The organism is Desulfosarcina ovata subsp. ovata, assembly GCF_009689005.1.
Classification (GTDB): domain Bacteria; phylum Desulfobacterota; class Desulfobacteria; order Desulfobacterales; family Desulfosarcinaceae; genus Desulfosarcina; species Desulfosarcina ovata.
In genome coordinates this window covers 471,888-489,110 of record NZ_AP021879.1, presented here as the reverse complement: position 1 = coordinate 489,110, position 17,223 = coordinate 471,888, and the positions used below count along the sequence as shown (strand labels likewise).

Here is a 17,223-nt window from a genome sequence, read left to right as displayed (position 1 = left end):
GTATTGGTTGCATCATGTGTAACTATTGTTTTCGTTTTTTGAGCTTGGATTAAATTAATAGATAATTCCTGTAACTTGAAAAACATTCTGAAATTGTTTGACATTTTTATTCTCCACAAGATTAAAGGATTGAGATTGGTTAAGCTTATAGTTTCTTAAACAAGAAACTTATTGCCGCAACCTTAGCTTGTCAAGGGCATCCAAAAAAATTAAAGGTTGCGCTATCACCATTTTTGTTTAAATTAACCTCATGCCTTCCCTTTGTGGAAGTGGATTGAAACAAGAAGCTGTAGGCTTATATAAGCAGGGAGGTCCCCCCCCCTGCTTGCCTACTTTCTTAGCATATTAATTCCTCAGGATTGATATTAATACTGCCTTCTGCGATCACACCATATTTCAGATCATAAAAATGAGCATTTAATTGGAAGATTTCTGGAAGTGAAATCAACTCCAAGGCCCCCTCACGTTCTAGCAGTATACGCTCTTTGCATGAAATATTCACAAGATAGCGTTGAAGTTTACGTATAATTTTTCGGTTGAGATGGGGTGCACACTTTAATTCATCTACAAAAAATATAGCTTCCTCGTAAGGCGCAATAACAGGCAACTGCCAATCATCATCAATAAGTCGGAATCGTTCCGCCACTGTGCGGAAATAGAAATCCAAATTACCTCCCAACAACCTAAGAATCTGCTTTTCATCCAAGGCATGATCGCCCAATTGAAAAAAGCGCTGTTTAAAATAGCTTTCAATTGTTTTGGGCAGGAATATTGTTTTTAGTTGATCTGGTTTTAGAAGATATTCCAGGGCAAGTGAAGCCGGAGCCTGCACGTAACCCGGTTGTTTCTCGGGAAGAAAAATAACGGTTTTTCCGTAATTGGGAAGTCTTCCTTCGCGGTTACAGCGACCGGCAGCCTGTGCAATAGAATCGAGACCGGACAGCGCCCGATAGACTACCGGGAAGTCAAGGTCCACACCGGCTTCGACCAATGAGGTACTTACCACATAAAGCGGTTTTGCCTCTGTCTTTAATCTCTTCCGTATATTTTCAATGGTTTGCAAACGATGAGCCGCACACATATTGGTAGATAGATGAAGCGTATATTCTTCCGGTAAAAGCTTGGCCAACGTTCTGCAATCATCTTTCTTATTAACGATGCAAAGAACAGACTGGTTTTCTGCTTGAATCGCACCTACCAGCTCATCATAGCTTACCGGGCGCAAATCGGCGTGGTTTGTCAATTCCACCCGTTTTAAGTTGTCAGTCAATGTTTCGGGGTTGGAGATGATGGGAACCACTTCCGCAGGATCAAACCCCTCCTTGAATTTAAAATCAAACTGTTTTGTTTGGGTCAGAACCGGTTGGGTTGCGGTGCAAAGAACAGGCGTAACGCCATAGTGGCGATAAAGTTCGCGTATCGCAAATACCACCGGACGCAAATAGGAGGGGGGCAGGCATTGGGCCTCATCAAAAATAATAACACTATGGGTAATATTGTGGAGTTTGCGGCAGCGACTGGTTTTGCAAGCAAATAGAGATTCAAAAAACTGTACGGCAGTGGTAACGATAATTGGCGCATCCCAGTTCTCCGATGCCAGCCGACTACGGATGCTCTCTTTAGACTCATCATTGCTAACGACATTGCAATGATGTTCCAAAACAGCGTTTTCAAATCCTGGAATTTTCCGAAACACTTGCGCGGTCTGCTCAATGATGCTGGTATACGGAATCACATAGATGATTCTTCCTTTGGATTGCTTTTTTGCATGCCGCAATGCAAACGCAAGCGAGGAGAGGGTTTTCCCACCACCTGTAGGGACTGTCAATGTGAAAACCGCCGGGTTTAAATCAGCGGACTGGCGACATTGTTCCAGTACTTCAGCCCGAATTCGATTCACATCTGTTGGTTCTGCAGATTGGCACAAATCATCCAAGTGTTTATCTAAGGCTATGAGTAAATCATCCAATGCAGGATACACTTCGGCCCTAAGCGCTGCTTTTTCCGAATTCATAAACGCTTCTGTATCAAGGAAGTCGGCGTCCACGACACAGGAAAACAAGATACGGATAAAAAAGGAGATATCGGCGCCGTCCTTTAACAATTGCGGAAAATCCGGTGACAGCTTGTTTTTTATTTTATCGGGGACGTTCTCCAAAATGGATTCTGATCTTTCAGGATTTCGCATTTTGGGCTCCAGTGCTTTTGCACCGGTTTTATCCGAACTGAAATCCGCCAATCCGGCGTGATGTCCCATAATCAGCCAACAGAAAATGCGCTCCATTCCGTTTGACATGCATTGTTGGGCTAAATGGCCACCGGCCTGTGAATGGATCACCTTGCCGGGCTTGGTTTCAAGATAGCATTCAATGCCGTTAGCATCATACAATTTTTTCTGAAACTCCCTGGAGTACTTTCCTATATCGTGCCAAAGGCCTGCAAGCTCTGCCCAATAATCACTTCCAAATGATGATGCAAACTCTCCTGCTAATCTTGCAACATTACGTAAATGATCTTCGAGAAGCTGCCATTCTTCTGGTGGCTTGTCTTCTAAGCTATGCGCATAGTATTTCGGTTTGCTTTTTTTCATATTGCACCACCTTCCCAACTGATTGACACATCTGAAAGCGGAATCATTTTCTCGCGGCCATGGACCGCTCCTACAAAAAACCGTATGCTGCGCTTACCGGATATCACAACCGGTCGGTCAAAACGCGACCAAGGTCCGAAAAAAATGTTGCATTGATTCTATTGGTTGATTGGTTTCATTGGTTCGATGGGTTCGCCCACGCCTTGAAACGGTTTTCCAACCAACCCAACCAATCAAACAAACAAATCATCGATTTTCCCTTGAAACCACAGACCACTGACATTAGAATCGACGTAGCAATTCATACGACTCTCTGGAGCATGTAATGCAAACGAAATACAAAGTCGTGTTAAATAAAACGGATGAGGGATACAGTGTTCATTGCCCGGGATTGCCCGGATGCTGGTCCCAGGGCGAAACCGAGGCCGAAGCCATCGAAAACATAAAAGATGCGGTCACAGAATACCTCGCTGCCCTATACGAATCCATCAAAAACGCGGATATACGCGAAATTGATGTGGCCATCTGAACATGCCCAAAGTTCCTGGCATCCCCCATTTACATGCCATCAGAGCCTTGGAAAAAGCAGGCTTTGCTGTTGTACGCCAAGGGAAAAAGCACATCGTTATGTCCAATGGACAACGTTTCCTTACCGTTCCACGCAACAATCCCATCAATGCATTCACCATGGGGGTATTGTCAAAGACGCCGGTTTGACGGTTACTGAATTTCGCAAACTGCTCTAAAGGATCCCGATATTTTTTCGATATCGAACGTCTACCGCCAAAATCTGTTGGTTCGGTTTGTTTTCACCTTTCTCCCATGCTCCACATGAGAACATCAATTGGGTGGGCTTCACCTGACCGGATATGGATCCCCACGCAGGAGCGTGGGAACCAAGACTGCTTTCAACTACCGGCCATGTACCATTTCCTTCTCGCGGCTATGGACCGCTCCTACAAAAAACCGTATGCTGCGCTTACCGGATATCACAACCGGTCGGTCAAAATGCAACCAAGGTCCGAACAAAATAAGGAGTCGTCGAGGTAGTGATACCCTCTTTTCGAAGGGTGGTATTCCAGCGGAGCGCCAAACCGGTCGCGCATGGCATCGACGCAGCGCTGGGCGGTTTTGGTTGAGAGTTCGAACCTTCGGGCCAGTTTGGACGCGTTGGGATAGCGTTTGCGGCGGGCCTGGTCGTCGAACCAGAAAATTCTCTCCAGCGTGGCAATGGTTCCCATGGCAGATTCCTTTTGGCCGCTTCAAACGACAAACCGATTGTGCGAGATCGATTTACCTCAACGGGGATTGTGAGAAAAATATGGAACGGGATGGAATGAATCTTTATTAGCCAATGTTTGAAGCAAGATCAAGTAGGAACTACAGGCTCCACAGGGCAATCGCATGTAGCTTGATTTCTTTTTTCGCGGTCATGGACCGCTCCTACAGCTTCCTGTAAATGCGCCAATTCACTGCTTTTGCTGCAGGAGCTGACCTTGCCTGCGACAACGATTCCCGATATTTGGTTTACATGCGATTGCCCTGACAGACTCCAGCCGTGACACAGATCACAGACAACGTATGAACAATAGGCGATGCTGGAGCTATCATTCACCCTGTTCATTGCTCTTAGCGCCCCGCTTTCGTTGCACCCTTCGCCATTACGATTCGATTCCCCCGTGAATTCTGCTGATGCTCACCCGAGAATGCCGACCGTTCTTCGAGAAGGCTGTTGCGACAAACGCGACGTCCACCATCTGTGAAGCCGAATAACCGTATGAGTTGTTGTGTCGTCGACGTGAAATGTCGGGAACCGGGTGTTTTAAATAGAAGTGGTATCCACGTCGGTCGGTGATGCTTCGGGATGCATCGCCGCGAAGCGACGCCCCCTCCCCCAAAATCCCGAAGGAGGCTTTGATGAAGCAACTGAAATCCAAAAAATCGGTAACCCGGAACGGTCTTTTTCGTGTTGTCGGCACAATCAAAACCGCCGATCAGACCGCTCTGCCAGCCGGCGTCGAGCTGTCCGCCTACGCCTTTGATATCCGCGGTCAGCTTCTCGGCCATGGTCCCATCGACGCCAAAGGCAGTTATGACATCACGCTGAATCTATCGAGCCCGGCGGACGTGCAGGTCGTCGTCGGCCCCACGGCAGACCCGCAGGCAGCGAGGCGATCCGATGGGGCGGCGCTGAAATTCAGCGCCCGGCAATGGGAAGAAAAAGACAAAGGGTTTTATCTGCAAGCGGATTTGACCCTGACACCGGGCATCCTCCAAACGCTGTTTCCCTGGCGCATCTGTATTTCCGGGCATGTGCGCAAACGTCTGTCGGAGGAAAGCGACAGCGCCTGTCCGGTTCCGTTCGTCAAGGTGGAGATTTTTGATGTCGACCGCGAGTGGTGCCTGTGGCCGCTCATCAAAAAGTGGTGGTGGCATCTTCTGGACCGGCGGGTTTTCGAGATTCCCGAACTGCTCAGGGATCCCCCGTTTCCACTGGACCCGTTTCCCGGTCCGGATCCTGTCGGTCCTGTTTTCGAAAAAGAGACAGTGGCAGTGGTGCGGCAGACCGTTGCCGGCATGAGCCCGATACCAGAGCCCCCGCAAACCGTTGCCATGCTCGGCCCCCAGCCGGAGCCGCCGGATCAGCCCCAGCTCGCGAAAACGCTGACGGTGGCCCAGGCGGCGTTCGAACGAGTGGGCGAGTTCCGCATGCTCGATGCAACCCTGGCCTCCCGCCTGGACAATCTGACCCTGACTGCCAAGCTGCCGCCATGGGTTCTGCTGCCCCACTGCTTTTACAGCCGGGAACTGATCTGCGACACCATGACGGATGAAACCGGCTACTTCCGATGTTGCTTCGACTGGTGGCCGATGCACTTCAGACGTGGACGGCTGCGCTTCGATCGGCGGCCCGACATCATCCTCAAGATCACCCAGGTGATCGATGGGGTGGAGACGATTCTCTACCTGGATCCATACAGCAGCACCCGCTGGAACACGACTACCGCGCATGTCGATCTGTGGATCGACGATGAGGAAGTTGAATGCGGCAGCGGGGAGTCCCAGGAACGCCCGGAGGGCGCGCAGGCCTTCATCACCAGCATCGGCGACACCGAGGTCTACAAAATCAACCAGACGGACGGGCTCTTTGCCCAGGCCCCCATCAGTAATCTGGCCTTCGGCGGTAGTCTGCTCATCTATGGTCAGTTCGGTGAGGATATCAGTGACGGTTCCCCCATACGCTACTATCGGCTTTCTCAGGCCAAACACGGTAGCCCGGATGAGGATTTCGTACCCCTGACCACCCCGCTGAGCGATACCCGAGTGAACAAGGTGACCAACGTCAGCGAAAGCCATGCCCTGGGACCGATGCCGGTCAACGGCGAACCGGCCCTGTTCGAAGTCCGCAACTTCGACGACTATCTGTGGTATCATCCGGACCGGCTGGGGACCTGGTATTCCTGGCGGACGGAACCCGACACGGGAAAATACGTGCTGCGGCTCGAAGTGTTCGACGAAAATGGGGTGAAGCTGGATTCCACGGATATCGACTATCGCGACGGCACCGTTCCGCCGGGCAGTGTCCTGCCGGCCATGTTGAATCGATGCGATGTGGTGGTCACCCTGGACAACCTGGCGCCGACCGTCGATTTTGATATCCCGGCGGTGATCAATTCGTGCGGAGTAATCCCATGGGAGGCCGTTCCGCCCCTCGATATCGACATCCGGGTTGTTCAGGAAAACGGCCGACTGCGCCGCTGGGGGCTGCAATACACCAAGGGGACGGTCGCCACCGTCCACGGCCTCGACAGCGGCGTATCCAACAACGGCACCCCGGCAAGCGTCACGCAAACGGTTCCCGGCGCCCCCATGCTCACCGGTTTGACCAGCACCTGCGCCTTCGCCCTGAAACTGTGGGCCCGGTCCCACATCACGGACGGGCGGATTACCGGTACCAGCGGTCTCCCACGGACCATTTACTACCGTGAAACCATCAAGGCCATTGTCATCGAAAAATGCGATCCCTGTCCACCCTGCGAATAGGCGTTTAAGGGAATGAAACAAAGATGCAGTTTATAGGCGTGTATCAGATCATTTCCAGCGCACAGGCCATGGACACCCCACCGCCGCCACACAGGGTGGCCAGGCCCAGTTGATTGCCCCGTTTCTGCATGGCGTGCAGCAGGGTGACCATGATCCGGCAGCCGGTGGCGCCCACTGGATGGCCGAGGCCGATGCCAGAACCGTTGACGTTGGTGATCTCTCGGTTGAGCCCCAGCTCGCGCTCGCAACCGATGTACTGGGCGGCAAAGGCCTCGTTGAGCTCAACCAGATCGAAATCGGCGAGTTTCAGGCCGCTGCGCTGCATCAGATCCTTTACCGCCGGTACCGGCGAGAGTCCCATCAGCGCCGGATGGCAGGCCCCCCGGCCCATGGCCCGAATGCGCGCCATGGGCTTCAGGCCCAGGGCCGCAGCCTTTTCGGCCGACATGATCAGCATGGCGGCGGCGCCGTCGTTGATGCCGCTGGCGTTTCCGGCGGTCACCGTTCCGGTTTTGGGAACGAAAGCCGGCGGCAGTTTCTGCAGCTCTTCCATGGTCAGGCCGGGACGGAAGTGCTCGTCCCGGTCGAACATCAGCGGATCCTGCTTGCGTCGCGGCACGGGTACGGGCACGATCTCCTCGGCAAAGGAGCCGTCGTTGTTGGCCCGCTCGGCGCTGTTCTGGCTGCGCAGGGCCACTTCGTCCATCTCCTGGCGGGTGATGCCCAGTTTCTGGGCGATGAATTCGGCCGTGTGCCCCATGATATAAGGTTTACCGAGAAAATGGCTGGCCGGCGCCTTGGACGTATCCATGGGGGCGTTTTCGTCGAGGGGCATAATATAGGAACCGCAGTGCAGGGCGTGGATCATGGCGTCCACGAACACCTGATCCTGCAGGCGGGCTCCCCAGCGGGCGCTGGGCACGACAAACGGTATCCCGGACATGTGCTCCACACCGCCGGCCAGGATCACATCGGCCATTTCCGCCTGAATCATGGCCGTCCCGGAGATCACCGCCTCCATGCCGGAGATGCATACGCGGTTGATCGTTACCGCGGTCACCGAATCGGGGATACCGGCCAGCAGGGCGGCCACCCGAGTGGTATTGAGGCTATCGTGGTGCTCCAGGCAGCAGCCGAAGCGCACATCGTCGATCATGGCGGGGTCGATGCCCGCCCGCTGGATGGCCGCCTTCATCACGATGCTGGCCAAGGTGGCGCCGTTCAGGCTTTTCAGGGTGCCGCCAAAGGCACCGATGGCGGTTCGGCAGGCACTGACGATGACAACATCTTTCATGGGGATCCCCCTGTTGGGTTGAGGTTGGGATATAGTATGGCTTCATCCAGTAGCCTACCAGATCTGAAGCGTCTGTGGTCCCCAAAACGAAAAGCCACCGCCGGTGGTTGCCGGCGGCGGCTGGGAAAAATCGGATATAGTATTCAAGATAATGTTTTTGGGCTGCGTTATCGGTCGTCGCGGTATGACTTATACAGCTTCCTCCCTCTGGCCTTGCCAAAAACATTATCTTAAACACTATAGAACCGTGAAAAGGGCTGGTTAAGCGGACTGTTTCATCTGCTGGAGGTCAATGGCTTTATGCAGGGTTTTGACGGCCAGCTGGATACAGTGGTGCTTTTTTACAGGTATCTCCTGGAGCACCTTGAAAACCGCGCCATCGTTAATGGAGCGGGCATAGTCCAGATCCTTGCCCTTGATCAGGTCCACCACGGCCATGGCCGCGGAGACGGCACCGGCACACCCCATGACCTGGTATTTGGCGTCACTGACCAGCCCATTTTCCATTTTGATGGTGATCCCCATGGTATCGCCACAGCTGCCGGTCATTTCTGAAGAGATGTCCGCATCGGATACCTGGCCCATATGCGGTTTATTGATGTAGTAGTCGATGGCTTTTTCGGAGTAGCCGGATGCTCGGAGCATCTCCCGAACACCCTGAGTGTTATCCGGCACTGCGCTTTGGATCTGAGTCATATCCCGTTCCTTCGTAATCCTTTGGTTTCCAATGAAAGGAGAACGAATAAACCTTTCTGCAACCGGTGTCAAGATGCGGCGAACAAAATCCCGGGGGAACCGCATTTGAACTGCTTCCTATTTTTCGCGGTCAAGGACCGCTCCTACACGTTCTTACGATATGGCTGTTTAATGGGTTGCGTTGTAAGAGCTGGCCATGCCTGCGACAACGGCTTTCCATAGAGGTTGCCAAATGCGGTTACCATGAACAAAATGCCGTCAGGCACTCAGGCGAAGGCGTTCCTTATCCAGAATATGGTTGCCGATACGGGTTACCAGCCGCAGGCCGGCCGAACGATCGTCTTCCCGGACAACTTTGCCGGTCACTTTTACCGGTTGACGACCGGTGAACCGGATCTCTCCGCGTAAAATCCGCGGGCAGCTGAACCCATCGCCGGTTTCAAGGCGCATACCGGTTACACTGAGGTCCAAGATCGGCAGGGTACGGCCCTCAACGGACAATCCGGGGCGCTGGTGAGGGGGATAGACAATCCGCGCCTGCCGCCGTCTTTCGGGGATATGCGATTGAACGGGTGCAAGACTGCTGTTGGTGGCAGGCAACATGTTTTCCCCTCCATCGCCGTTTTGAAGGGAGGCTTCGATCTCCAAAAGGTCGCTGATCAATTTATTCCGGTCGTCGCTGGCACCACTGTCCACATCGGTCCGGATCAATTGGTCGGCCAGCACCGCATCGAGGGAGTCACCGTTAATTTTTCCTCCGGGGCCAAGGGTCAGCATGCCGCCACTGTCACGGGAGATCCTCATCCGCTGGCGGGTTTCCACCAGCCGGTTGGTCAGGGTTTTCAAACGCGCCTTGGCCTGCTCCAGTTGGGACTCGGCGTTGACGGCATCGGCGGCGGCCGCCTCCTCCGACTCCTTGAGCGTGCCCACCTCCTGCTGGGCCTTCTCCGCCTCGGCCATGGCCGCCTTGGCCATCCGCTTGGCCACCGTAACCCGTTCGCGGGCCTTCTCCGCCACGGCCATGGCCTTTTCCACGGCCCGTTTGGACTCGATCTCCAGCAGAAGTGCCCGTATTTTTGCCGATTTGGCCACAACGATGGCGTTGATGCTCTCCTGCCTTACTCGTTCATGCCGCCGGTTGGCCGCATCCACCGCCGCGGTAGCCTGGTCGACCACCTGCTGGGCCTCGGGCAGCGCGGCCTCGGCCTCGTGCAGGCGCCTTGAAATAATCGCCAGCGCCGCCTCCACGGTCTGGATATCCGATTCCGGAAGCACCGGCAGGCTGTCGGAGCCACGTTCCGGAACTTGTTCATCGCTGAAGTCCATGGACTCGTCCAAGTCTTCCAGTTCAGGCAAATCGCTGACGATTTTAAGCATCGGCCTGGAATCCGTTCTCGGCACCTGTACGGATTCCGTTTTCGGCGCCGGCTTGGAATCCGCCGCAAAGTCCCGTTCTGAAATATGGACCAGCGCTTTCTCGTACGCCAGGCTGAGCAGTTCAAGGTCCGCCTGGCGCGACGGGGACACGTCACCGTCCGCATCCTGGTAATATTGCTCGATCAGATTCTGCATGTGGGTAAATGCCTTCTCGGCATCATCAATCGTGGCGTCCGGGGGCAGATCCAACAGTTTGAGGCTTTCGTCCAGTCCCATCTCCTCTTTTCCTTTTGCAATCAACATGGCGCGATCCAACAAAGGTTTTAATAAGAATGCTTGTGGCATGAAGCATATACAAGTTCCATGCCACCCACATGGTATGTTCTCCCCGTCGTCAAATCGACGCGTCGTCCGGATTGCGTTGCCGTGGTGATCCCGCAAGGTGTCAAATCAATGGCGGAACCGGTCAAAATTCAGTCTTCGGCCGCACCGGTCGGAAATCGCCTTCCGGGTAAGACTGGCGGAAAAGGGGGATATACTTTCATTCAGGAGGACATGCTGTGCTTTCCCTATGCGATGGCGCCTTGAGGCCGGCGGTCAAAAATGCCATCAGGATGCGGACCACCGTATCGACATCGCTCTTTGGGGGAAACAGTTCCGAGGACGGCATTGCCGCACCGTGAACGCGCATGGCGTGGCCAAGGGCGCTGGCCACAAAATGAAGCCGCCAGAACAGTTCATTTTTGGGAAGACCGGGAAGGCTTTTTCTCATCAGTGAGAAAAACAGCATAAAACTCGGTTTGAAACTGCGGATAAAAATATTGCGGATGGATTCATCGGATTCGGCCATGACCCGGCCGATGATCAGGAGAAAACGTTGCCCCCCGTCACCCCCGCGGGTCAGGCTGAACGACGGCTCGACGAAGGCGCGCAGCAGTTCGGCCACATCGGGCCGGAGTCCCTGCGCCGTGCACGTTTCCCGGACCGCCTCCAGCCGCTGCACGCGCAGCCGGTGAACCGGCAGCAGGCGACGTTCGATCACCTGCCGGATCAACGCATCTTTGGACCCGAAATGATAATTGACCGCTGCCAGGTTGACTCCCGCCGCACGGGCCAGTCGGCTGATCGAGGTCTGCCTGAATCCGTTGCTGGCAAACAGGGCTTCAGCCACATCGAGGATGCGGGTTTTCGTATCGGACGGTTTGGATGCGTGAGAATCGGTCATGGGCGGACACCGTGATCAGCGGCCTTTGACGTTACCCGGCGATTGCCGATCTCCCCGGCATCCGGCTGGATATTAAGGTTTGCTTGCATGGCCACGGCCTACCGGGCCCCGCCGCCCAGGGCGGCATAAAGCTGTACCTGATTGGTTAGCTTGACCAGGTTCATGGCCACCAGGGCCTGCTGGGCCGTATACAGGGAACGCTGGGCGTCCAGAACCCCCAGGTAGCTGTCGATCCCCTTGGTATACCGCGCATCGGAAAGGCGGTAGGTTTCGGCGGCCGATCGCACCAACGCCTTTTGGGCGCTCAATTGCTGATCCACCGTGCCCTCCACGGCAAGGGCATCGGCGACTTCACGAAAGGCGGTCTGGATGGCCTTCTGGTATTGGGTAATGGCGATTTCCCGTTCCGCCTTGGTCGCGTCCAGGGCGGCCCACAGCCGCGCATCGAAAATCGGCATGCTGACCTGCGGAGCAAACAGCCAGGTATCCTGCCCGGCGGTAAAAAGATTGTGCAGGTCGGCACTGGCCGTTCCAATGGTCGTAGTCAGCGATATGCGCGGAAACAGGGCGGCCCGGGCCGCACCGATATTGGCGTTGGCCGCTTTGAGCAGACGCTCGGCCTGTAGAATATCCGGCCGGTTCAGCAGCACCATGGATGAAAGCCCGGCACCGATGCCCCCCAGGGGGGCGACACTGGCCAGATCCGCCGGCAGGTGCGCTTCGGTCAGCGGCTGGAGCGTGCCGGCAAGCAAGTTTAACGCATTGCGGTCCTGGGCCACCAGGCGGGTGTAGCGGGCAATGTCGACCCGGGCGATATCCACCTGGGTCCGGGCGCGATTGAGGTCCAGTTCGGATCCCAGCCCCACCTCCTGGCGTCGTTTGATCAAATCATGGGCCGACTTCTGGTTCTCAAAGGTGGTTTGCGCCAGCCGTAGGTTCTCCTGGTCGGCGGCCAGAGTCAGATAGGCCCGGGCCACCGAGGCGATGAGCAGGATCCGGGCGCTGCGGCGGGCCTCTTCGGTAGCCAGGTAGCTTTGCAGGGCCTGCTCCTTGAGGCTGCGGATACGCCCGAAGAAATCGATTTCCCAGGAAAGAATGCCCAGGTTCACATCGTACTGCTTGGCCGTATAACTCTCCCCCGAAGAGGAAATATCGGCGGGGATCCGCTTTTTACTGCCGTTGGCCGTGGCATCCAGGGCCGGATAGAGGGCCGAACGTTGAATCCCGTAAATGGCCTGCGCCCGGGCGACATTCAGGGCCGCCAGCCGCAGATCGCGATTGTTGGCCAGGGCCGTTTCGATGACGGCCCTTAGCCGCGCATCGGTATAGAATTCGGGCCACGGCAGGTCGGCGGCGACCGGCTCATCCGTCAGGCTGCCGTCACGGTAAGCCGGCCCGGTCGGCCAGGCATCCGGTACCAGAGTTTCGGGTGGTGTGTATGGCGGTATGACGGCGCAACCGCTGAAAAGGGTCAGGCTGCAAAGCAGAATCAACAGGATTCGATTCATGGGATTATTTCTCCGCAGGGCTCACGGCGGCGGGCTGCACGCGTTCCCGCTTGCGATGCCGGCCGAGCAGCTTGTATATGATCACGTAGAACAGCGGGGCGAACAGGGTCACCAGGAAGGTGGAGGTGACCACGCCGCCCAGCACACCAATGCCGATGGCTTGCTGCGCACCGGCACCGGCACCACTGGCCAGGGCCAGGGGCAGCACGCCGAAACCAAAGGCCAGCGACGTCATCACGATGGGCCTCAAGCGCAGCTTGGCCCCCTCCAGGGTGGCGTCGATCAGCCTCATGCCCTCGTCCACCCGGGCCCGGGCGAACTGTACGATCAGGATGGCGTTCTTGGTGGTCAATCCCAGGATGGTGAGCAGCCCGATCTGAAAGTAGACGTCGTTGGGCAGGTCCATCATCGTCGAGGCGATCACCCCGCCGATGACGCCCAGGGGCAGGGTCATCAGGATCGAGATGGGAATGGGCCAGCTTTCGTACAGGGCCGCCAGGCAGAGAAAGATCACCAGAATCGAAAAGGCGTAAAGCAGCGGTGCCTGGGAGCCGGCCATGCGCTCCTGGTAGGAGAGGCCGGTCCAGTCATAGCCGAAGGCCCGGGGCAGTTTGGCCACCGCCTCCTCCATGGCCTGCATGGCCTCACCGGAACTCTTCCCGTGAACCGCCTCGCCCCAGATATTGATGGACGGAAACCCGTTGAAGCGCTCGAGCTTGGGCGAACCGGAGGTCCAGTGACCCGAGGCGAAAGAGGCAAAGGGGACCATCTCGCCCGACATATTGCGCACGTAAAGTTTTTCCAGATCGCCGGGCAGACGGCGGAAAGGGGCATCGGCCTGGATGTAAACCCGCTTGACCCGGCCGGCCTGGATGAAGTCATTGACGTAGGCACTGCCGAAGGCCGCCGAGATGGTGCGGTGGATCAGGGCAATGGGTACGCCCAGGGCGCCGGCCTTTTCCCAGTCCACGTCGATGCGGTACTGGGGCACATCCTCGAGGCCATTGGGCCGCACCCGGGTCAACCGCGTGTCCTGGCCCGCGATGCCCAGCAGCTGGTTGCGGGCCGCCACCAGCTCGGCATGCCCGGCGCCACCGCGATCGAGCAGTTGGAAATCGAAGCCGTTGGCCTGGCCCAGTTCGATCACCGCCGGCGGTGGAAAGGCGAACACCATGGCGTTCTTGATCTGCGAGAAAGTACCCATGGCCTTTCCGGCCACCGCGTTAACCTTCAGGTCCGGCCGGTTGCGCAGTTCCCAGTCCCTAAGGCGCACGAAGGCCATTCCCACATTCTGACCCCGGCCGGAAAAACTGTAACCCGACACGGTCATCAACGACTCCACTGCCTCGGACTGTTCCTCAAGGAAGTGCGTTTTCACCCGTTCCAAAACCGCCTTGGTCTGCTCCAGGGTCGAGTTGGCCGGCAGCATGGCCTGGACAAAAAGGATTCCCTGATCTTCTTCCGGCAGATACGCCGTGGGCATCTGCCGGAACAGGACCACCATGGCCACCACAATGAGCAGAAACACAAACACGTAACGCAGCCGCCGCCGCAGGGAGTGCTCCACCAGTTTCAGGTACAGGGTCCGTGAGCGGAAAAAAAACCGGTCGAACCAGCGAAAAAATGGACGCATGAAAAAGATGGCATGGTCGGCCGGTTCGTGTCCGGCCGGCACCGGTTTGAGCAGGGAGGCACACAGCACCGGAGTCAGGATCAGGGCCACCAGCACCGAAAGAAGCATGGAGGCGATGATGGTGATGGAAAACTGGCGGTAGATCACGCCCGTGGAACCGGGAAAAAAGGCCATGGGACCGAAAACCGCCGAAAGCACCAGGCCGATGCCGATCAGGGCGCTGGTGATCTGGTCCATGGACTTGGCCGTGGCGTCCAGCGGGGAGAGCCCCTCATCGCTCATGATGCGCTCCACGTTTTCCACCACCACGATGGCGTCATCCACCAGAAGGCCGATAGCCAAAACCATGGCGAACATGGTCAGCATGTTGATGGAGAAGCCGAAAAGGCCCAGCACGGCAAAGGTTCCCAGGATCACCACGGGCACGGCGATGGTTGGAATCAGCGTCGCGCGGATGTTGCCCATAAACAGGTACATCACCAGAAAAACCAAGATAATCGCCTCGAAAAGGGTCTTGAACACCTCCTTGATGGCCACGGCCACGAATGGCGTGGTGTCGTAAGGGTAGACCACCTTCATCCCCTCCGGAAAATAGCGGCTCATTTCGTCGAGTTTTTCCCGGATCGCCCTGGCCGTGGCCAGGGCATTGGCTCCGGCCGACTGACGAATGGCCAACCCGCCGGCGGGCTGGCCGTTGTGGTGAGCCTGAACGTCGTACTGCTCGGTGCCCAGTTCGGTACGCCCCACGTCCCGGACCCGGATCACCGATCCGTCTGGATTGATCCGCAGGGGGATGGCGGCGAACTCGTCCGGTGTCTTGAGCAGGTTCTGGACGATGATGGAGGCGTTGAGCCGCTGCCCCTCAACAGCCGGCGCGCCGCCGAACTGGCCGGCGGAAATCTCGACGTTGTATGCCCGGAGGGCCGTGATCACATCCTGAATGGTCAGGCGGTAGTCGGTGAGACGGTCCGGATCGAGCCAGATCCGCATGGCGTATTGGGAGCCGAAGGTAGTTACCTCCCCCACTCCCGGCACCCGGGCAAGTACTTTTTCCAGGTTGGACTGGGCATAGTCGCGCAGATCGTTGCCGTCCATGCTGCCGTCTTCGGAGACCAAGCCGACGATGAGAAGATAGTTGCGTGTCGATTTGCTCACCGTGACGCCCTGGCTCTGTACCGCCTCGGGCAGGCTGGCCATGGCCAGTTGGAGCTTGTTTTGCACCTTGGCCCAGGCCAGGTCCGGATCGGTACCCGGCGTAAAGGTCAGTTCGATGCGCGAGGCACCGGAGGAGTCACTGGTGGCCGACAGGTAGAGCATGTCGTCGAAACCGGTCATCTTCTGCTCGATGATCTGGGTCACGCTGTTCTCCACCGTTTCCGCCGATGCGCCCGCATAGAAGGATTCGATGGCGATGGAGGGCGGCGCAATGGGCGGATATTGGGATATGGGCAGGTTGTAAATCGCCAGCCCGCCGGCAACCATCATCACAATGGCAATCACCCAGGCGAAAACGGGGCGGGCCAGGAAAAATTTCGATAGCATCGGGCGCCTCCGTCAGTTGGTTGTTCCGGCGGTCGCGGCCGCGGGCGTTGTACCCTTCGTTTCCTCGCCATCGTCATAGGGCACCGCCGCCACCACCGTCCCCGGACGGACCTTCTGGATCCCTTCAACAATCAGGCGATCACCCGCCGCCAGTCCGTCAGACACCAGCCATTGATCGTCGATGGCCCGATCCAGGGTGAGCATGCGCCGTTCCACCGTGTCGCCGGCGCCGGCGACCAGGGCCACGGGATGGCCTTTGGGGTCGCGGGAGATGGATTGCTGGGGAATCAGGATGGCCTTTTCGGCAACCCCCTCCCGCATCACCGCCCGCACGAACATGCCGGGCAGCAGCAACCCGTTGGGGTTGGGAAAAACGACCCGCTGGATTACCGAGCCGGTGGTCGGGTCCACGGTCACATCGCGAAACTGAAGCGTGCCTTCGTGGGCATACGAGGAGCCGTTATCCAGAATCAGGGTAACCGCCTCCATGGTCTTGCCGGTCCCGCGCAGCCGGCCGTTTTTCAGGCTCCGTTTCATGCGCATCAGGTCGGTGGTGGAAAGCGGCACATCCACATAAATGGGATCCAACTGCTGGATGATGGCCAGAGCCACGGGCTGGTAAGCCGTGACGATGGCCCCCTCGGTGACGCTGGAACGGCCGATGCGGCCGGAAATCGGCGCCGTGATGCGGGTATAGGCCAGGTTGATACGTGCCGTCTCCAGTGCGGCTTTCCAGTACTGGACATCGGCCTCGGCCTTTTTGAGGGCAGCGGCGGCGTCATCGTAATCCTGCTGGCTGACCGCTTTTTCGACCAACAGCTCGCGGTAGCGCTCAGCCCTTGAACGGGCCGCCGGCAGGTTGGCTTCCGAGCGGCCCAGAGCGGCCTCGGCATTATTCAGGGCGGCTTGAAACGAGGCCGGGTCGATCTGATAGAGCACATCGCCGGCCTTGACATTGGCCCCTTCCACAAACATCCGCTTCTGGATCAGCCCATTGACCTGGGGCCTGATTTCAGCCACTCGGTAGGCCGATGACCGCCCCGGCAGCTGGGTGGTCAGAAGTACCCGCTGGGGTTGCACGGCGATCACAGAGATCTGCGGCGGAGGAGGCGGGGCGGCGGCCCCTGGGGATTGTTTCTGCTCCTGGCATCCCGCCAGCAACAGGCCGCTTACCACGGCCAGAAGGGTTGTACGCATGGTCACAAGGAACGGCTGCATGGTTTTTCTCCCCACGGGGGTTGATGAACTCGCTGGAATATCGCTTCCCAAGCGACTATCAAATTCAAACGCCTATTTCAATCGTATATTTAAAAC

General features: G+C 56.9%; 12 protein-coding genes. 3 read left to right on the top strand and 9 right to left on the bottom strand.

Annotation, left to right across the window (positions count from 1 at the left end):
• Positions 1-337: 337 nt before the first annotated feature.
• Entirely contained in the window at positions 338-2,590 is a 2,253-nt protein-coding gene (gene cas3, locus GN112_RS02250; RefSeq protein ID WP_155308736.1) for a CRISPR-associated helicase Cas3', read from the bottom strand.
• Between the two features lie 325 nt (positions 2,591-2,915).
• Between cas3 and GN112_RS02245 the strand changes: the two genes are divergently transcribed.
• Both GN112_RS02245 and GN112_RS02240 read left to right on the top strand, forming a co-directional pair.
• Positions 2,916-3,119 (top strand): type II toxin-antitoxin system HicB family antitoxin, encoded by a 204-nt coding sequence (locus tag GN112_RS02245; RefSeq protein ID WP_155308735.1) that lies wholly within the window; start codon positions 2,916-2,918, stop codon positions 3,117-3,119.
• A 2-nt stretch (positions 3,120-3,121) separates the two neighbouring features.
• Complete coding sequence (locus GN112_RS02240; RefSeq protein ID WP_197743239.1) at positions 3,122-3,307, top strand: type II toxin-antitoxin system HicA family toxin; 186 nt, start codon at positions 3,122-3,124, stop codon at positions 3,305-3,307.
• 272 nt (positions 3,308-3,579) lie between these two features.
• Here the strand turns inward: GN112_RS02240 and GN112_RS02235 are convergent, their stop codons facing one another.
• Entirely contained in the window at positions 3,580-3,831 is a 252-nt protein-coding gene (locus tag GN112_RS02235; protein ID WP_155308734.1) for a hypothetical protein, read from the bottom strand.
• A 676-nt stretch (positions 3,832-4,507) separates the two neighbouring features.
• On the opposite strand from GN112_RS02235, the gene GN112_RS02230 reads away from it, so the two are divergent.
• Complete coding sequence (locus tag GN112_RS02230; protein ID WP_155308733.1) at positions 4,508-6,634, top strand: hypothetical protein; 2,127 nt, start codon at positions 4,508-4,510, stop codon at positions 6,632-6,634.
• Between the two features lie 43 nt (positions 6,635-6,677).
• Here GN112_RS02230 and GN112_RS02225 read toward each other — a convergent pair whose 3' ends face one another.
• From GN112_RS02225 to GN112_RS02195, 7 genes are all read right to left on the bottom strand, one after another.
• Positions 6,678-7,928 (bottom strand): thiolase family protein, encoded by a 1,251-nt coding sequence (locus GN112_RS02225; RefSeq protein WP_155308732.1) that lies wholly within the window; start codon positions 7,926-7,928, stop codon positions 6,678-6,680.
• Between the two features lie 261 nt (positions 7,929-8,189).
• On the bottom strand, positions 8,190-8,624 hold the full coding sequence (locus GN112_RS02220) for an iron-sulfur cluster assembly scaffold protein (protein WP_155308731.1): 435 nt from the start codon (positions 8,622-8,624) through the stop codon (positions 8,190-8,192).
• Between the two features lie 258 nt (positions 8,625-8,882).
• Positions 8,883-10,304 carry a PilZ domain-containing protein gene (locus GN112_RS02215; RefSeq protein ID WP_155308730.1) on the bottom strand — a complete coding sequence of 474 codons (1,422 nt, stop codon included), beginning with the start codon at positions 10,302-10,304 and terminating at the stop codon, positions 8,883-8,885.
• 238 nt (positions 10,305-10,542) lie between these two features.
• Positions 10,543-11,226 (bottom strand): TetR/AcrR family transcriptional regulator, encoded by a 684-nt coding sequence (locus GN112_RS02210; protein WP_155308729.1) that lies wholly within the window; start codon positions 11,224-11,226, stop codon positions 10,543-10,545.
• A gap of 98 nt (positions 11,227-11,324) precedes the next feature.
• Positions 11,325-12,734, bottom strand: coding sequence for an efflux transporter outer membrane subunit (locus GN112_RS02205; RefSeq protein ID WP_155308728.1), 1,410 nt, complete (start codon positions 12,732-12,734; stop codon positions 11,325-11,327).
• Between the two features lie 4 nt (positions 12,735-12,738).
• On the bottom strand, positions 12,739-15,909 hold the full coding sequence (locus tag GN112_RS02200) for an efflux RND transporter permease subunit (RefSeq protein WP_155308727.1): 3,171 nt from the start codon (positions 15,907-15,909) through the stop codon (positions 12,739-12,741).
• 12 nt (positions 15,910-15,921) lie between these two features.
• Positions 15,922-17,127: an efflux RND transporter periplasmic adaptor subunit gene (locus tag GN112_RS02195; protein WP_155308726.1), complete on the bottom strand. Its 1,206-nt coding sequence runs from the start codon at positions 17,125-17,127 to the stop codon at positions 15,922-15,924.
• Positions 17,128-17,223 lie beyond the last annotated feature (96 nt).

Excerpts from the sequence above, each read along its gene's own strand:
- GN112_RS02200 (WP_155308727.1), bottom strand. The coding sequence starts at position 15,909 with ATGCTATCGAAATTTTTCCTGGCCCGCCCCGTTTTCGCCTGGGTGATT.
- GN112_RS02205 (WP_155308728.1), bottom strand. The coding sequence starts at position 12,734 with ATGAATCGAATCCTGTTGATTCTGCTTTGCAGCCTGACCCTTTTCAGC.
- GN112_RS02215 (WP_155308730.1), bottom strand. The coding sequence starts at position 10,304 with ATGTTGATTGCAAAAGGAAAAGAGGAGATGGGACTGGACGAAAGCCTC.
- GN112_RS02220 (WP_155308731.1), bottom strand. The coding sequence starts at position 8,624 with ATGACTCAGATCCAAAGCGCAGTGCCGGATAACACTCAGGGTGTTCGG.
- cas3 (WP_155308736.1), bottom strand. The coding sequence starts at position 2,590 with ATGAAAAAAAGCAAACCGAAATACTATGCGCATAGCTTAGAAGACAAG.
- GN112_RS02235 (WP_155308734.1), bottom strand. The coding sequence starts at position 3,831 with ATGGGAACCATTGCCACGCTGGAGAGAATTTTCTGGTTCGACGACCAG.
- GN112_RS02195 (WP_155308726.1), bottom strand. The coding sequence starts at position 17,127 with ATGCAGCCGTTCCTTGTGACCATGCGTACAACCCTTCTGGCCGTGGTA.
- GN112_RS02230 (WP_155308733.1), top strand. The coding sequence starts at position 4,508 with ATGAAGCAACTGAAATCCAAAAAATCGGTAACCCGGAACGGTCTTTTT.
- GN112_RS02240 (WP_197743239.1), top strand. The coding sequence starts at position 3,122 with ATGCCCAAAGTTCCTGGCATCCCCCATTTACATGCCATCAGAGCCTTG.
- GN112_RS02245 (WP_155308735.1), top strand. The coding sequence starts at position 2,916 with ATGCAAACGAAATACAAAGTCGTGTTAAATAAAACGGATGAGGGATAC.
- GN112_RS02225 (WP_155308732.1), bottom strand. The coding sequence starts at position 7,928 with ATGAAAGATGTTGTCATCGTCAGTGCCTGCCGAACCGCCATCGGTGCC.
- GN112_RS02210 (WP_155308729.1), bottom strand. The coding sequence starts at position 11,226 with ATGACCGATTCTCACGCATCCAAACCGTCCGATACGAAAACCCGCATC.